This window comes from Pseudomonas sp. QTF5 (genome assembly GCF_000512695.2).
GTDB lineage: Bacteria > Pseudomonadota > Gammaproteobacteria > Pseudomonadales > Pseudomonadaceae > Aquipseudomonas.
Genome location: NZ_AZRW02000021.1, coordinates 51,348 through 66,749, shown reverse-complemented (window position 1 = coordinate 66,749; position 15,402 = coordinate 51,348). Strand labels below are relative to the sequence as shown.

General features: G+C 59.1%; 12 protein-coding genes and 5 tRNA genes. 14 read left to right on the top strand and 3 right to left on the bottom strand.

From position 1 onward, the window contains the following. Window positions 1-162: 162 nt before the first annotated feature. Window positions 163-1,284: an efflux RND transporter periplasmic adaptor subunit gene (locus IC37_RS17500; protein ID WP_030132394.1), complete on the top strand. Its 1,122-nt coding sequence runs from the start codon at window positions 163-165 to the stop codon at window positions 1,282-1,284. Continuing rightward, window positions 1,281-4,367 carry an efflux RND transporter permease subunit gene (locus tag IC37_RS17495; RefSeq protein ID WP_030132393.1) on the top strand — a complete coding sequence of 1,029 codons (3,087 nt, stop codon included), beginning with the start codon at window positions 1,281-1,283 and terminating at the stop codon, window positions 4,365-4,367. Before IC37_RS17500 ends, IC37_RS17495 begins: the two co-directional genes overlap by 4 nt. Window positions 4,368-4,599: 232 nt before the next feature. Here IC37_RS17495 and IC37_RS17490 read toward each other — a convergent pair. Then, window positions 4,600-4,675 (bottom strand) — tRNA-Asn (locus tag IC37_RS17490). Between the two features lie 225 nt (window positions 4,676-4,900). Between IC37_RS17490 and IC37_RS17485 the strand changes: the two genes are divergently transcribed. Continuing rightward, window positions 4,901-5,131, top strand: a complete 231-nt coding sequence (locus IC37_RS17485; RefSeq protein WP_030132392.1) for a hypothetical protein — start codon at window positions 4,901-4,903, stop codon at window positions 5,129-5,131. On the opposite strand, the gene IC37_RS17480 is transcribed toward IC37_RS17485, so the two are convergent. Together IC37_RS17480 and IC37_RS17475 are read right to left on the bottom strand one after the other, a co-directional pair. Further along, entirely contained in the window at window positions 5,128-5,328 is a 201-nt protein-coding gene (locus tag IC37_RS17480; RefSeq protein WP_030132391.1) for a hypothetical protein, read from the bottom strand. The two genes, IC37_RS17485 and IC37_RS17480, sit on opposite strands and share 4 nt — an antisense overlap. A 234-nt stretch (window positions 5,329-5,562) precedes the next feature. Further along, window positions 5,563-6,759 (bottom strand): amino acid aminotransferase, encoded by a 1,197-nt coding sequence (locus IC37_RS17475; protein WP_030132390.1) that lies wholly within the window; start codon window positions 6,757-6,759, stop codon window positions 5,563-5,565. Between the two features lie 336 nt (window positions 6,760-7,095). Here IC37_RS17475 and uvrB point away from each other — a divergent pair, with 336 nt between their 5' ends. The 11 genes from uvrB to IC37_RS17420 all read left to right on the top strand — a co-directional run bounded on the left by uvrB (window position 7,096) and on the right by IC37_RS17420 (window position 15,368). Further along, complete coding sequence (gene uvrB, locus IC37_RS17470; protein WP_008007189.1) at window positions 7,096-9,111, top strand: excinuclease ABC subunit UvrB; 2,016 nt, start codon at window positions 7,096-7,098, stop codon at window positions 9,109-9,111. A gap of 291 nt (window positions 9,112-9,402) precedes the next feature. Continuing rightward, window positions 9,403-10,884, top strand: a complete 1,482-nt coding sequence (gltX, locus tag IC37_RS17465; protein ID WP_030132389.1) for a glutamate--tRNA ligase — start codon at window positions 9,403-9,405, stop codon at window positions 10,882-10,884. A 166-nt stretch (window positions 10,885-11,050) separates the two neighbouring features. Beyond that, window positions 11,051-11,126: transfer RNA gene (locus IC37_RS17460), tRNA-Ala, on the top strand. Between the two features lie 79 nt (window positions 11,127-11,205). Then, a tRNA-Glu gene (locus IC37_RS17455) sits at window positions 11,206-11,281 on the top strand. Between the two features lie 53 nt (window positions 11,282-11,334). Continuing rightward, window positions 11,335-11,410, top strand: a tRNA-Ala gene (locus tag IC37_RS17450). A gap of 80 nt (window positions 11,411-11,490) precedes the next feature. Then, window positions 11,491-11,566, top strand: a tRNA-Glu gene (locus IC37_RS17445). A gap of 182 nt (window positions 11,567-11,748) precedes the next feature. Next, a complete protein-coding gene (locus tag IC37_RS17440) occupies window positions 11,749-12,288 on the top strand; it encodes a TetR/AcrR family transcriptional regulator (protein WP_030132388.1) in 540 nt (179 codons plus the stop codon). A 30-nt stretch (window positions 12,289-12,318) separates the two neighbouring features. Then, on the top strand, window positions 12,319-13,152 hold the full coding sequence (locus IC37_RS17435) for an alpha/beta fold hydrolase (protein WP_030132387.1): 834 nt from the start codon (window positions 12,319-12,321) through the stop codon (window positions 13,150-13,152). A 48-nt stretch (window positions 13,153-13,200) separates the two neighbouring features. Beyond that, a complete protein-coding gene (locus tag IC37_RS17430; RefSeq protein WP_030132386.1) occupies window positions 13,201-13,650 on the top strand; it encodes a thioesterase family protein in 450 nt (149 codons plus the stop codon). Between the two features lie 181 nt (window positions 13,651-13,831). Beyond that, window positions 13,832-14,791, top strand: coding sequence for a tRNA-dihydrouridine synthase (locus IC37_RS17425; RefSeq protein WP_030132385.1), 960 nt, complete (start codon window positions 13,832-13,834; stop codon window positions 14,789-14,791). Window positions 14,792-14,921: 130 nt separating this feature from the next. Continuing rightward, window positions 14,922-15,368, top strand: coding sequence for an Hsp20 family protein (locus IC37_RS17420; RefSeq protein WP_030132384.1), 447 nt, complete (start codon window positions 14,922-14,924; stop codon window positions 15,366-15,368). The last annotated feature ends 34 nt before the right edge of the window (window positions 15,369-15,402 follow it).

Below are 15,402 nucleotides of genomic sequence, written 5' to 3'. Positions count from 1 at the left end.
TGCGCTGCGCATCCGTATCAGCGTGTGCGCCTGAAAAAACCAGATATCAAGCCTCTCTGCTTTGCTCTGATCAAGTGGGCGATGTTCATTCGCCCAGTTGGTGACTATTGACATAATTGGTCACTTGAATAAGCATGGCGCATCCGCTACCTAGAGGTCTTTATGATCCAGCGCCACCGCATGTCACTCATTTTCATTGTCTTGTTGCCGTTTGCCTTGGCGGCCTGCAACGAGGCCACGCCTGTCGATCCTCGCCTTCAAGTGCCCTTGGTGCGCATCGGCGTGGTTCAACCCTCCGCGCCTGCTGCACGGGTATTCACCGGTATCGTCGCGGCTCGAGTTCAGAGCGATCTCGGTTTTCGGGTGCCAGGGAAAGTCTTGGAGCGCTTGGTGGACTCTGGGCAGAGTGTCAAACGTGGGCAGCCACTCATGCGCATCGATGCCAACGACCTGACGCTGACCGCGAGGGCGCAGCAGGAAGCGGTGCTGGCCGCTACGGCCCGAGCCCGGCAGGCCTCCGATGATGAGCGTCGCTACCGTGACCTAGTGTCCGTCGGAGCGGTATCTGCTTCAGCTTACGCAGGATTCAAAGCGGCTGCCGACTCGGCTAAGGCCCAACTCAACGCTGCCCAAGCCCAGGCTGATGTGGCGAAAAACGCGACCGGTTACTCGACGTTATTGGCTGATGCTGATGGGGTTGTGGTGGACACCTTGGCTGAGCCGGGGCAGGTGATTGGCGCAGGTCAGGTGGTGGTGCGTGTTGCCCACTCAGGGCAGCGCGAGGCGGTGATCCAGTTGCCCGAGACGTTACGCCCTGCTTTGGGATCTTCGGGGACGGTTGAGCTATACGGCCAGCACCAGACTGCAGGTAAAGCGCGTTTACGCCAGTTGTCCGACTCTGCCGACCGACAGACCCGAACGTTTGAAGCGCGTTATGTGCTGGAGGGGGCGCTCTCCAACGCCACCCTGGGTTCGACGATCTCAGTGGTTATCGCTGACACGGATGTTGCTGATGCCAAGGAATTACAGGTGCCCATGGGGGCCCTCTACGACGCGGGTAAAGGCCCGGGTGTCTGGGTGGTTGAGGGAGAGCCGGAGCATGTGGTATGGCGCCCGATCAAGGTTCTCAGCCTGAATAACGAGGCCAGCGTGCGCGTGACAGGTGATCTCCAGGTGGGTGATCGTGTCGTCGCATTGGGTGCGCACCTATTGAATGAGGGAGAGAAGGTCAGGACTGAACTTGCCGGTGCCACGCAAAAAACGGTGGTTGAGGTGAGTCGATGAGCGGCTTCAATCTTTCGGCGCTGGCAGTACGCGAGCGCTCAATCACCCTGTTTTTGATCCTGCTGATTTCTGTGGGTGGGTTGTACGCCTTCTTCAAACTGGGGCGTGCGGAAGACCCCGCATTCACCATTAAACAAATGACGGTGGTCACCGCTTGGCCTGGGGCGACGGCCCAGGAGATCCAAGACCAGGTGGTAGAAAAGCTGGAAAAACGCATGCAAGAACTGCGTTGGTACGACCGGACCGAGACCTTTACCCGGCCCGGCTTGGCATTCACCACGGTTTATCTGCTCGATAGCACGCCGCCCTCAGCCGTCCAGGAGGAGTTTTACCAGGCGCGCAAGAAAATCCTGGATGAGCAGAAGGGGTTGCCGTCCGGGGTGATCGGCCCGATGGTCAATGATGAGTATTCCGATGTCACCTTCGCGCTCTATGCGCTCAAGGCCAAGGGTGAGCCGCAACGTCTGTTGGTGCGCGAAGCCGAGAGCTTGCGCCAGCGTCTGCTGCATGTGGCGGGTGTGAAGAAGGTCAACATCATCGGTGAACAGGCCGAGCGCATTTTTGTCGAGCTGTCCTACGAGCGTCTGGCGACACTGGGCATTTCCGCACGAGACATCTTCAGTGCGTTGAACACGCAGAACATGATAACGCCGGCCGGCTCAGTTCAAGCGAAGGGCCCACAGGTTTTCATTCGCCTGGATGGCGCGTTTGATGACCTGCAGAAGATTCGTAATACCCCACTGACAGTGCAGGGCAGAACCCTCAAGTTGTCCGATGTGGCTGAGGTCAAGCGCGGCTATGAGGACCCTGCGACGTTCCTGGTACGCAACAATGGCGAGCCCGCATTGTTGCTCGGCGTGGTCATGCGCGATGGCTGGAACGGTCTGGATTTGGGGAAGTCGCTGGACGCTGAGGCAACAGCGATCAATGAGCAGATGCCTTTGGGCATGAGCCTGACCAAGGTCACGGATCAGGCGGTGAATATTGGCGCATCCGTCAACGAGTTCATGGTGAAGTTTTTTGCTGCCCTGGGCGTGGTGCTGCTGGTGTGTTTTCTCAGCATGGGCTGGCGTGTCGGCGTTGTGGTTGCCGCGGCGGTGCCGCTGACCCTGGCCGCCGTGTTCATTGTCATGGCGGCCACGGGCAAGGACTTCGATCGAATTACCCTGGGCTCGTTGATTCTGGCGCTGGGACTGCTGGTGGACGATGCAATCATTGCCATTGAGATGATGGTGGTGAAGATGGAGGAGGGCTACGACCGAATCAAGGCCTCCGCTTATGCCTGGAGCCACACGGCCGCGCCGATGTTGTCGGGGACGTTGGTGACGGCGATCGGCTTTATGCCCAACGGTTTTGCCAAGTCGACCGCTGGTGAGTACACCGCGAACATGTTCTGGATCGTTGGCATTGCGCTGATCACTTCCTGGGTGGTGGCCGTGGTGTTTACCCCTTACCTGGGCGTCAAACTGCTGCCGCAGATCAAGGTGCCTGAAGGCGGGCATACGGCGATTTACGGTACACCGAACTACCAGCGTTTCAGGCGCCTGCTGGGCAGTGTGATCCGCCGCAAAGGCCTGGTGGCGACATCCGTCGTGGGCTTGTTTGTTGTTGCGATTCTGGGCATGGGCGTGGTCAACAAGCAGTTCTTTCCAACGTCCGACCGGCCTGAGGTGCTGGTTGAGGTGCAGATGCCTTACGGCACGTCTATCGAACAGACTGATGTGGCAGCGGCCAAAGTCGAGGCGTGGTTGGCTCAGCAGCCGGAGGCCAAGATCGTCACCGCTTACATTGGCCAGGGCGCGCCGCGCTTCTATTTGGCGATGGCACCTGAGCTACCCGATCCATCCTTCGCAAAAATCGTCGTCCTGACGGCGAATCAGCAAGAGCGTGAGGTGCTCAAGCTCCGCCTCAGGCAAGCTGCAGCCGATGGCTTGGCGCCTGAAGCCCGGGTGCGGGTGACGCAGTTGGTATTTGGTCCTTATTCACCGTATCCGGTGGCCTTTCGGGTGATGGGCGCCGACCCCGCGGTGTTGCGAGATATCGCCGCGCAGGTGCGTGAGGTCATGACCGCCAGCCCCATGATGAGGACCGTCAACACCGACTTGGGCGAGCGCACACCGGCGCTTCATCTCACGCTGGATCAGGATCGCCTGCAAGCATTCGGCTTGACCTCGACTGATGTCGCGCAACAGTTGCAATTCCTGCTCACGGGGGTGCCTGTCACCGAGGTGCGCGAGGACATTCGTTCGGTTCAGGTGGTCGCTCGCTCGGCGGGAGAGACGCGTCTGGATCCGTCGAAAATTGCCGCCTTCACGCTGACCGGCGTCCAAGGCCAGCGCGTTTCGCTGTCCCAGGTAGGGGCGGTGGATGTGCGCATGGAAGAGCCCATCCTGCGACGTCGTGATCGTACGCCGACGATAACTGTGCGCGGTGACGTGGCTGAAGGTCTTCAGCCTCCCGATGTCTCCAACGCCTTGATAGCGCAGTTGCAGCCCATCATCGAAAAACTGCCGGCGGGCTACCGCATTGAGTTTGCCGGCGCGATCGAGGAGTCGGGTAAAGCAAACAAGGCATTGCTGCCGTTGTTCCCGATCATGATCGCGCTGATGTTGCTGACCATCATCATTCAGGTGCGCTCGATGTCGGCAATGATGATGGTGTTCGCCACCGCGCCTTTGGGCCTGATTGGTGTGGTGCCAATTCTGCTGCTGTTCCAGCAACCGTTCGGGATCAACGCCTTGGTGGGACTGATTGCCTTGTCAGGGATTCTGATGCGCAACACGCTGATCCTCATCGGCCAGATTCACTCCAATGAGCAAGCCGGCCTGTCGCCTTACAACGCCGTGGTCGAGGCCACTGTGCAGCGCGCGAGGCCCGTGATTCTCACGGCGTTGGCGGCGATGCTGGCGTTCATTCCGCTGACCCATTCGGTGTTCTGGGGAACGCTGGCCTACACCCTGATTGGCGGTACGTTTGCCGGAACCGTGCTGACCCTGGTGTTCCTGCCAGCGATGTACGCCCTCTGGTTCAAGATCAAGCCTGAGCCCGCGCAGGAGCTTGCAGCGAACACTCATGTTGCTTGATACCTGCGTGCGGTCTGCGGGCTTGGCCGAACGGCAAGCGGAATCGGAGAGTGGAGCAGTGGTGCGCGATATAAGGGTACTCCCTTTATCGAATTGAACTTTATCCCAAACATTACCCTTAAAACGGATGCTCCCACCGGAATGCGACGGAACGCCAAAACGAAAAAACCCGCCAGAAGGCGGGTTTTTCGGGGGTTTCAGAGATTTTTGAAGCCTTCTCTGGAACCTTGTCTGGCTCCACGACCTGGACTCGAACCAGGGACCCAGTGATTAACAGTCACTTGCTCTACCAACTGAGCTATCGCGGAATGGCGTCTATGTTACTGATTCAAAAAGAGAAGTCAAGCCTCTGTTGGCTGTTTGACGTTTTCATCGGATCAGAGGGGGTTATCGGCCATTGGCGGTTACCAGAAACGCGTTAGAGGTCTACCATGGCCGCCCGGAAGTGGTGACACGCGCTGCCGGCCCTCCGCCGAAAAGGTATGCGCCATGAATCACCCAACCCTCACACCTCAAAACAGCGGGGTGTTCGCATGAGCATCGCTCAGATCAGTCTGCCCAAAGGCGTCGGCCCGCACGCCGAGAAACTGTTCGACGCTATCACTCAGGCCAGCACCGCTGACGAATTGAACCGCGCGGGCGGCAAGGCCGAAGGTTTTGTCCTGGGCCTGGAAAGCACCAAAGCGATCAAAAGCCAGGTGGCCGAGTCGCTTTATGTGGCGTACGACGACGCGGCCAGCCAACGCGCGAGCGAACTGGTCTAACCGCCGAAGGTAATGGTGGCGAGCATCAGCTTGGCGTACAGCATCGTGGCGGCCAGTTGCACCAGCCACAACGCCAGACCGCCAAGGAATACGCCCGCAGCCACCTGCAGCACCAGGTTATTACCGCGTTTGGCCGAGGAGCGGGGCACAAAGTGGTCCAGCTCGTCGCGGTCGGCGCGTAGGTCATCGTTTTTCATGTGGGTTCTCAAAATTCTCGGGTGTACTCATAACCTGTGGGAGCGGGCTTGCTCGCGAAGGCGGCGGCACATCCAGCATCAATGTGACAGATAGACCGCTTTCGCGAGCAAGCCCGCTCCCACATTTTTGATCTGCGTGCAGTCTAGAGCGACCGGTCGCTGAACTGGGAATTATCAAAGACAAATAAAAAACGGGAAGCCCTGTGGCTTCCCGTTTTCACATCACGCGACGACTCAGATCACCTGAACGATGGCCTTGGTCACAGCGTCGATGTTGCTCTGGTTCAGCGCGGCAACGCAGATGCGGCCGGTGTCCAGGGCGTAGATGCCGAACTCGTTGCGCAGGCGGGTTACCTGCTCAACCGTCAGGCCGGAGTAGGAGAACATGCCGCGCTGGCGACCGACGAAGCTGAAATCGCGCTGTGGAGCTTTTTCCGCCAGCAGGTCGACCATCTGGATGCGCATGCCGCGAATCCGCAGGCGCATTTCTGCCAGTTCCTCTTCCCACTGGGCGCGCAGTACCGGGCTGTTCAGCACGGCGGCGACGATGCTTGCACCGTGGGTCGGTGGGTTGGAGTAGTTGGTGCGGATCACGCGTTTGACTTGCGACAGCACGCGCGCGCTTTCTTCTTTCGATTCGCTGACGATCGACAGGGCGCCAACGCGCTCGCCGTACAGCGAGAAGGATTTGGAGAACGAGCTGGAAACGAAGAAGGTCAGGTCCGATTCGGCGAACAGGCGCACGGCCGCGGCGTCTTCATCGATACCGTCGCCAAAACCCTGGTAGGCCATGTCGAGGAATGGCACGTGACCTTTGGCCTTGACCACTTCCAGCACGTTTTTCCAGTCCGCCGGGCTCAGGTCCACGCCGGTCGGGTTATGGCAGCAAGCGTGCAGCACAACGATGGAACCGGACGGCAGGGCGTTCAGGTCTTCCAGCAAGCCGGCGCGGTTGACGTCGTGGGTCGCAGCGTCGTAGTAGCGATAGTTCTGCACCGGGAAACCGGCGGTTTCGAACAGCGCGCGGTGGTTTTCCCAGCTCGGGTCGCTGATTGCTACAACGGCGTTCGGCAACAGTTGCTTGAGGAAGTCGGCACCGATTTTCAGCGCGCCGGTACCGCCGACGGCTTGGGTGGTGATGACCCGGCCAGCAGCGATCAGCGGCGAATCATTGCCGAACAGCAATTTCTGCACGGCCTGGTCGTAGGCAGCGATGCCGTCGATCGGCAGGTAGCCACGGGAAACGTGTTGAGCAGCGCGAATCGTCTCGGCTTCGACAACGGCGCGCAGGAGTGGAATTCGCCCCTCCTCGTCGCAGTAAACACCAACCCCCAGGTTGACCTTGTTGGTACGGGTATCGGCATTGAATGCTTCGTTGAGGCCCAGGATTGGATCGCGTGGTGCCATTTCGACAGCGGAGAACAGGCTCATTATTGCGGCGGCTCTGAATGGAGTGTGGAGGGACGTGTCGCGCTCCAGCCGAATGCACTAGAGCGGTGCACAAACGGGGAGCTAGTATAGAGGTCATCAGCGATTGATGGCGACAGGCGATTCGGCTTTTACGGTAAGTTTTTCGAATTATTTTTCGATCGTTGGTCGGGTGATGTCGTCAAAGGTTCTATCCGATGTAGGACGTTTGCCTTGAAAGCGATGGCAATCGGCTCCACATTGAGCACAATCCAGTTTTTTCCTCGGGCGACGTCGGTCGTTTGCGGTCTTTTTCGTTCGTGCCCGGTCAGCCGTGCAGATGCGAACCCAGAGGTAGTTATGTCTGAATTCCAGCTAGTCACTCGCTTCGAGCCCGCCGGCGATCAGCCGGAAGCCATCCGCCTGATGGTCGAGGGCATTGAGGCCGGGCTGGCGCACCAGACGTTGCTCGGTGTGACCGGCTCGGGCAAAACTTTCAGCATTGCCAACGTGATCGCCCAGATACAGCGCCCGACGCTGGTGCTGGCGCCCAACAAGACCCTGGCCGCGCAGTTGTATGGCGAATTCAAGGCGTTCTTCCCGAACAACGCGGTTGAATACTTCGTCTCCTATTACGACTACTACCAGCCTGAAGCCTACGTACCGTCGTCCGACACCTTCATCGAGAAAGACGCCTCGATCAACGATCACATCGAGCAGATGCGCCTGTCCGCGACCAAGGCACTGTTGGAGCGCAAGGACGCGATCATCGTCACCACGGTGTCGTGCATCTACGGTCTGGGCAGTCCGGAAACCTATTTGAAGATGGTGTTGCACGTCGATCGCGGCGACAAGCTCGACCAGCGCGCGCTGCTGCGTCGACTGGCCGACCTGCAATACACCCGCAACGACATGGATTTCGCCCGGGCGACCTTCCGGGTGCGCGGCGATGTGATTGATATCCACCCGGCGGAATCCGATTTCGAAGCGATCCGCATCGAGTTGTTCGATGACGAAGTGGAGAGCCTGTCCGCCTTCGACCCGTTGACCGGTGAAGTCATCCGCAAACTGCCGCGTTTCACCTTCTATCCGAAGAGCCACTACGTGACCCCGCGGGAAACCCTGCTCGAGGCCACCGAAGGGATCAAGGTCGAATTGCAGGAGCGCCTGGAATACCTGCGCTCCAATAACAAACTCGTGGAAGCTCAGCGACTGGAGCAGCGCACCCGTTTCGACCTTGAGATGATCCTCGAACTGGGTTACTGCAATGGCATCGAAAACTATTCGCGCTACCTGTCGGGCCGTGAATCCGGCCAGGCGCCGCCCACGTTGTTCGACTACCTGCCGGCGGATGCCTTGCTGGTGATCGACGAGTCCCACGTCAGCGTGCCGCAAGTCGGCGCCATGTATAAAGGTGACCGTTCCCGGAAAGAAACGCTGGTCGAGTACGGCTTCCGCCTGCCGTCCGCGCTGGACAACCGGCCGATGCGTTTCGACGAGTTCGAAAGCATCAGTCCCCAAACGATTTTTGTCTCGGCCACGCCGGGTAATTACGAGGCGGAACATGCCGGTCGAGTGGTCGAGCAATTGGTGCGCCCAACCGGTCTGGTGGACCCGCAAATCGAAATCCGTCCGGCGTTGACTCAGGTCGACGACCTGCTCTCGGAAATCACCAAGCGCGTGGCTCTCGAAGAGCGTGTTCTGGTGACGACTCTGACTAAGCGCATGTCCGAAGATTTGACCGATTATCTGGCCGACCACGGTGTTCGCGTGCGTTATCTGCACTCGGACATCGACACCGTGGAACGGGTCGAAATTATCCGTGACTTGCGTCTCGGCGTCTTCGATGTGCTGGTGGGGATCAACCTTCTACGTGAAGGCCTGGACATGCCGGAAGTCTCGCTGGTGGCGATTCTCGATGCCGACAAGGAAGGCTTCCTGCGTTCCGAGCGCTCGCTGATCCAGACCATCGGCCGGGCGGCGCGCAACCTCAATGGTCGGGCGATTTTGTACGCGGATCGTATTACCGGTTCGATGGAGCGGGCGATCGGCGAAACCGAGCGTCGTCGCGACAAGCAGATCGCCTTCAACCTGGCCAATGGCATCACGCCGAAGGGGGTGTTCAAGGACGTCGCCGACATTATGGAAGGCGCGGTCGTGCCAGGTTCGCGCAGCAAGAAGCGCAAAGGCATGGCCAAGGCTGCCGAGGAAAGTGCCAAATACGAGGCCGAACTGCGCTCGCCGAGCGAGATAAGCAAACGCATTCGTCAGTTGGAAGAAAAGATGTACCAGCTCGCCCGCGACCTGGAATTCGAAGCCGCGGCGCAGCTGCGCGACGAAATCGGCAAGTTGCGGGAGCGGTTGATTGCGGTTTGATTTGTGGTGTCTGACAGGGCCTCTTCGCGAGCAAGCCCGCTCCCACAGTTGACCGAGTTGTCCAGGCGGACGCGGTCTAATGTGGGAGCGGGCTTGCTCGCGAAGGCGTACGACTGAACGCCATATTCGTCAGCTAAAGCGCTTCCCCCAGCCCTCAACCCACCTCGGCCTACGGGTGATGTAGAGGTAAATACCCCACTCACTGGAGCCGGGCGGCTATCGCCTGTTACCATTCGGCTCTTGTTGGAAGTTCGCTTTGATCTTCGCTTTTTATTCTTTTCGAGACATGCCATGACCACCGTCCGCACTCGCATCGCGCCATCGCCTACCGGGGACCCCCACGTAGGTACCGCTTACATCGCTTTGTTCAACTACTGCTTTGCCAAGCAGCATGGCGGTGAGTTCATCCTGCGGATCGAAGACACCGATCAACTGCGTTCGACCCGTGAGTCTGAACAGCAGATTTACGACGCCCTGCGCTGGTTGGGTATCGACTGGAGCGAAGGCCCGGACGTCGGCGGCCCGCACGGTCCTTACCGTCAGAGCGAGCGCGGCGATATCTATCAGAAATACTGCCAGCAATTGGTCGACATGGGTCATGCCTTCCCGTGCTTCTGCACCAGCGAGGAGCTGGACCAGATGCGCGCCGAGCAAATGGCGCGTGGCGAAACTCCGCGTTACGACGGCCGTGCGCTGTTGCTGTCCAAGGAAGAAGTCGCGCGCCGCCTGGCCGCCGGCGAGCCACACGTCATCCGCATGAAAGTGCCGACTGAAGGCGTGTGCGTGGTGCCTGACATGCTGCGTGGCGATGTCGAGATCCCTTGGGATCGCATGGACATGCAAGTGCTGATGAAGACCGACGGCCTGCCAACGTACTTCCTGGCCAACGTGGTCGATGACCACTTGATGGGCATTACCCACGTTCTGCGCGGTGAAGAATGGCTGCCATCGGCACCGAAACTGATCCTCTTGTACGAATACTTTGGCTGGGAACAACCGCAGCTGTGCTACATGCCGCTGCTGCGTAACCCGGACAAGAGCAAGCTGTCCAAGCGCAAGAACCCGACCTCGGTAACGTTCTACGAGCGCATGGGGTTCATGCCGGAAGCAATGCTCAACTACCTGGGCCGCATGGGCTGGTCGATGCCGGATGAGCGTGAGAAGTTCTCTCTGCAGGAAATGGTCGATAACTTTGACCTCAAGCGTGTCTCTCTCGGTGGTCCGATTTTCGACATCGAAAAACTGTCGTGGCTGAACGGCCAATGGCTGCGTGACCTGCCGGTGGAAGAGTTCGCCGCTCGTCTGCAAAAGTGGGCACTGAACCCTGAATACATGATGAAGATCGCACCGCATGTTCAGGGTCGGGTTGAAATTTTCAGCCAGGTCGCACCGCTGGCTGGCTTCTTCTTCGCCGGTGGCGTGAACCCGGATGCCAAACTGTTCGAATCCAAGAAGCTTTCGGGCGATCAGGTTCGTCAGTTGATGCAGTTGATTCTGTGGAAGCTGGAAAGCCTGCGTCAGTGGGAGAAGGACAGTATTACCTCGACGATTCAGGCGGTGGTCGAATCGCTGGAGCTGAAGCTGCGTGATGCTATGCCGCTGATGTTTGCCGCAATCACCGGGCAGGCCAGCTCGGTGTCGGTGCTTGATGCGATGGAAATCCTTGGCCCGGACCTGACCCGCTTCCGTCTGCGCCAGGCTATCGACCTGCTGGGCGGCGTGTCGAAGAAGGAAAACAAGGAGTGGGAAAAGCTGTTGGGTGCTATCGCCTGACACCTGTAGGCGCTGGCAAGCCAGCTCCTACAGGGGAAAAACTCCGGATTTGCGGGGGGAGGGCGGTAAGTGATTGTTATGTGGGCAAAAAATTTTGAAAATTGTTGAAAATAAGTTTGACAGTCTTCCGAAGCGCCATTAAGATTCGCCCCGTCCTCAGCGATGAGGGGCTATAGCTCAGCTGGGAGAGCGCTTGCATGGCATGCAAGAGGTCGACGGTTCGATCCCGTCTAGCTCCACCAATTTACACTTCAAGGTCTGGCCACACCGGCCTTGAAGCGATCAACACTCAGCGTTGATCAGTTGTATAGAAGGGTTTGCGTCCCCTTCGTCTAGTGGCCTAGGACACCGCCCTTTCACGGCGGTAACAGGGGTTCGAGTCCCCTAGGGGACGCCAGTTTTACAGAAGCGATGTTGAAAAATGTCGCTCCGCCGCGAGGCGAAAAATCCGGGGCTATAGCTCAGCTGGGAGAGCGCTTGCATGGCATGCAAGAGGTCGACGGTTCGATCCCGTCTAGCTCCACCAATTTTACAGTTCAAGGTCTGGCCACACCGGCCTTGAATCGATCAGCTCTCAGCACTGATCAGTTGTATAGAAGGGTTTGTGTCCCCTTCGTCTAGTGGCCTAGGACACCGCCCTTTCACGGCGGTAACAGGGGTTCGAGTCCCCTAGGGGACGCCACGATTACCCGCTCTGCGGGATTTTTAAGGGTCATTCAATTATTGAATGGCCCTTTTGTTTGTCTGGCGTTTGGCCAACTCTCCTTTTTCCTCAAAACTGTTCTTCAGACCAGCGGTCACATCCACGACTTGCGAAAAATTATTATGAGAATAATATTCTAGTCGTAATATTCGGAGGCAACGATGAACGATAAAAAAGCTCAAACCCGCGAACGCATCCTCAAGGCTGCCAGTGCCGCGCTGATCCAGCGCGGCCCGGCCGAGCCGAGCGTGGGCGAAGTGATGGGCGCGGCAGGCCTGACGGTCGGCGGCTTCTACGCGCACTTCGAAAGCAAGGACGCATTGATGCTGGAAGCGTTCAAGCGGCTGCTCAGCCATCGTCGTGGCTTGATCGCCGATATGGACGCCGAGTTGACCGGCGAAGAGCGTCGTGCGTTGGTCGCGGCGTTCTACCTGTCGCGCAAACACCGTGATTGCACCGAGCAGGCGTGTCCGATTCCAGCGTCGGTCGGCGAGCTGGGCCGTCTGCCGGACGAATTTCGTGTGGCGTTGAATGAGCATGTTGAGTTGATGGTCGCGCAGTTGGCGGCCAGCCCGGAAGAGGCCGACAAAGCCTTGGCCGACTTGGCCTTGATGGTCGGTGGTTTGAGTCTGGCGCGGGCGCTGGGGCCAGGAGAGTTGTCTGATCGATTGCTGCGCGCCGCCAAGTCGGCGGTGTTATGACCTAAAGGCGTCAGCCTGAGGAGATGGGCGATGAACACGTTGAGCTGGGTTCGTGGCGTTAATGGCACCTTGGGTTGGTTCGCGCCAAAGCTGGTCGCGAGCAAGATGCGCCTGGCATTCATGACTCCGCGGCAATTGCTGCCGCGCGACTGGGAATTGCCGCTGCTGGCGAAATCCGAGCGAATCACTTTGCGCTTCGGCCTCTCGGCGCTGCGCTGGGGCCAGGGGCCGGCAGTGTTGTTGATGCACGGCTGGGAAGGCCGGCCAACGCAGTTTGCTGCGCTGATCACGGCGCTGGTCGATGCCGGTTACACCGTGGTTGCCCTGGACGGCCCGGCTCACGGTCGTTCGCCTGGTCGTGAGGCGAATGTGGTGCTGTTCGCTCGGGCCATGCTCGAAGCGGCCGCTGAATTGCCGCCGCTGCAAGCGGTGATCGGTCACTCCATGGGCGGCGCCAGTGCCATGCTCGCAGTTCAGTTGGGCTTGCGCACCGAAACCCTGGTCTCGATCGCCGCCCCAGCGCGAATTCTTGGGGTGCTGCGCGGTTTCGCGCGCTATGTGCGCCTGCCGCCCAAAGCCCGTTCGGCGTTTATTCGCCAGGTCGAGAAAGACGTCGGCATGCGCGCCGCTGCGCTGGATGTTGCGCGCTATCAGCTCGACATGCCGGGGCTGATCGTCCATGCCGAGGACGACAGCTTTGTTCCGGTCAAGGAATCCCAATTGATCCACGAAGCCTGGTTCGACAGCCGTCTGTTGCGCCTGGAAGAGGGCGGGCATCAGCGGGTCTTGGCCGATCCGCGGGTGATCGACGGCGTTCTCTCGCTGCTGGCCGGTCGCAGCCTGCAATCGCGCCAATCGGCCTGAGCTTCCGTTACACTGCCTCGGTCGAAATAATCTGACCGGGAGTGGGGCATGGGCTGGGATCGGGCAACGCCGTTTATCATTGATCTGGAAGTGGGCGCCGAGGACATCGACGGGCTGGGCCACGCGAACAACGCGGTGTACGTGACCTGGCTCGAACGCTGTGCCTGGCGCCACTCGCAACGGCTGGGCCTGGACCTGGTCGAGTACCGTCGGCTGGATCGGGCGATGGCGGTGGTGCGGCACGAGATCGATTATCTGGCAGCAGCCTATGAGGGCGATGAGTTGCAGTTGGCGACCTGGATCGTCGATTGGGATCAGCGCCTGAAAATGACCCGACACTTTCAATTGAAGCGCCCTAGCGACAATACGACGTTGCTGCGAGCGCAGACCACTTTCGTGTGCATCGAACTGTCGACCGGCAAGCCCAAACGCATGCCGGCGGAATTTATCGAGGGCTACGGGCCCGCGTTGCAGGAGTTGGATTCAGCGAAAATCTAATGTGGGAGCGGCGGTGCGGCGATCCGACTTGCTCGCGAAAGCGGACTGACAGGCAGCACAATTGTTGAATGTTAAACCGCCTTCGCGAGCAAGCCCGCTCCCACAAGGGATCTGCGATGTTCTGCAGATTCTTCGCGCAATCCAGTAAACTGCCGCACGTTTTTCGTTGAGTGTGTTTTTCATGCAAATTGCTTTGGCGCCCATGGAGGGGTTGGTCGACAACATCCTGCGGGACGTGCTGACCCGTGTGGGTGGTATTGATTGGTGCGTGACCGAATTCATTCGGATCAACGATCAGTTGCTCACGCCTGCCTATTACCACAAGTTCGGCCCGGAACTGCTGACTGGCGCCCGGACCGCCTCCGGCGTGCCGTTGCGGGTGCAACTTCTAGGCTCCGATCCGGTGTGCCTGGCGGAAAACGCCGCACTGGCCTGCGAGCTGGGTTCCGAAGTCATCGACCTGAACTTCGGCTGCCCGGCCAAGACCGTCAACAAATCCCGTGGCGGCGCGGTGTTGCTCAAAGAGCCTGAGCTGCTCAACGAAATCGTCGAACATGTCCGTCGTGCCGTCCCCGCGCACATTCCAGTGACCGCCAAGATGCGCCTCGGTTTCGATAGCCCGGACGGTGCGCTGGTTTGCGCCACGGCTCTGGCCGAAGGCGGCGCGGCGCACATCGTGGTCCATGCGCGGACCAAGACAGACGGGTATAAGCCGCCAGCTCACTGGGAATGGATCCCGCGAGTGCAGGATGTGGTCAAAGTCCCGGTGTTCGCCAACGGCGACATCTGGAGCGTCGAGGACTGGCGTCGTTGCCGCGAGATCAGCGGCGTCGAGGACATCATGCTCGGTCGCGGTCTGGTATCGCGCCCCGATCTGGCCCGGCAAATCGCCGCCGCCCGCGCCGGTGAGGACGTCGTCGAGATGACCTGGGCTGAGCTGCTGCCGCTGATTCAGGACTTCTGGCTGCAAGCCAAGGCGCAGATGACGCCGCGCCAATCGCCGGGCCGCTTGAAGCAGTGGCTGGCGATGCTGACCCGCAATTATCCCGAGGCGGTAGAGCTGTTCACCGTCCTGCGTCGTGAGACCGAACTGGATAATGTCTCGCGTTTACTGGGTCTGCAGGTGTCTGAAGCGGCCTGAATCCACTTAAAAAAAACAGAAAATAATCTCTTGAAAAGCAATCAGCGGTCCTTATTTAAGGATTACGCGATGCCGAAATCGGGTCGCGGAGACAAAAAAACTTGCTGATTATGTTCAGGAGATTTGAATCATGAGTACTACATTTTCCATGGCTCCACTGTTCCGTTCCTCGGTAGGTTTCGACCGTTTCAACGACCTGTTCGAAACCGCCCTACGCAATGAGCCAGGCAGCACCTATCCACCCTACAACGTTGAAAAGTACGGTGATGATCAATACCGCATCGTCGTGGCGGCCGCCGGTTTCCAGGAAGAAGACCTGGACCTGCAAGTGGAGAAAGGTGTGCTGACCATCAGTGGCGGCAAACGTGACGCGGACGAAAGCGTCACTTACCTGTACCAAGGCATCGCGCAGCGCGCCTTCAAACTGTCGTTCCGTCTGGCGGACCATATTGAAATCAAGGCCGCCAAACTGCGCAACGGTTTGTTGAGTATCGATTTGCTGCGCGTGATTCCGGAAGAAGCGAAAGCCAAACGCATCCCGATCAACGGGACGGAAAAACCGGCTCTGCAGCACTGAGTCAGAGCAACGAAAAGGGCGCCATCCACTGGCG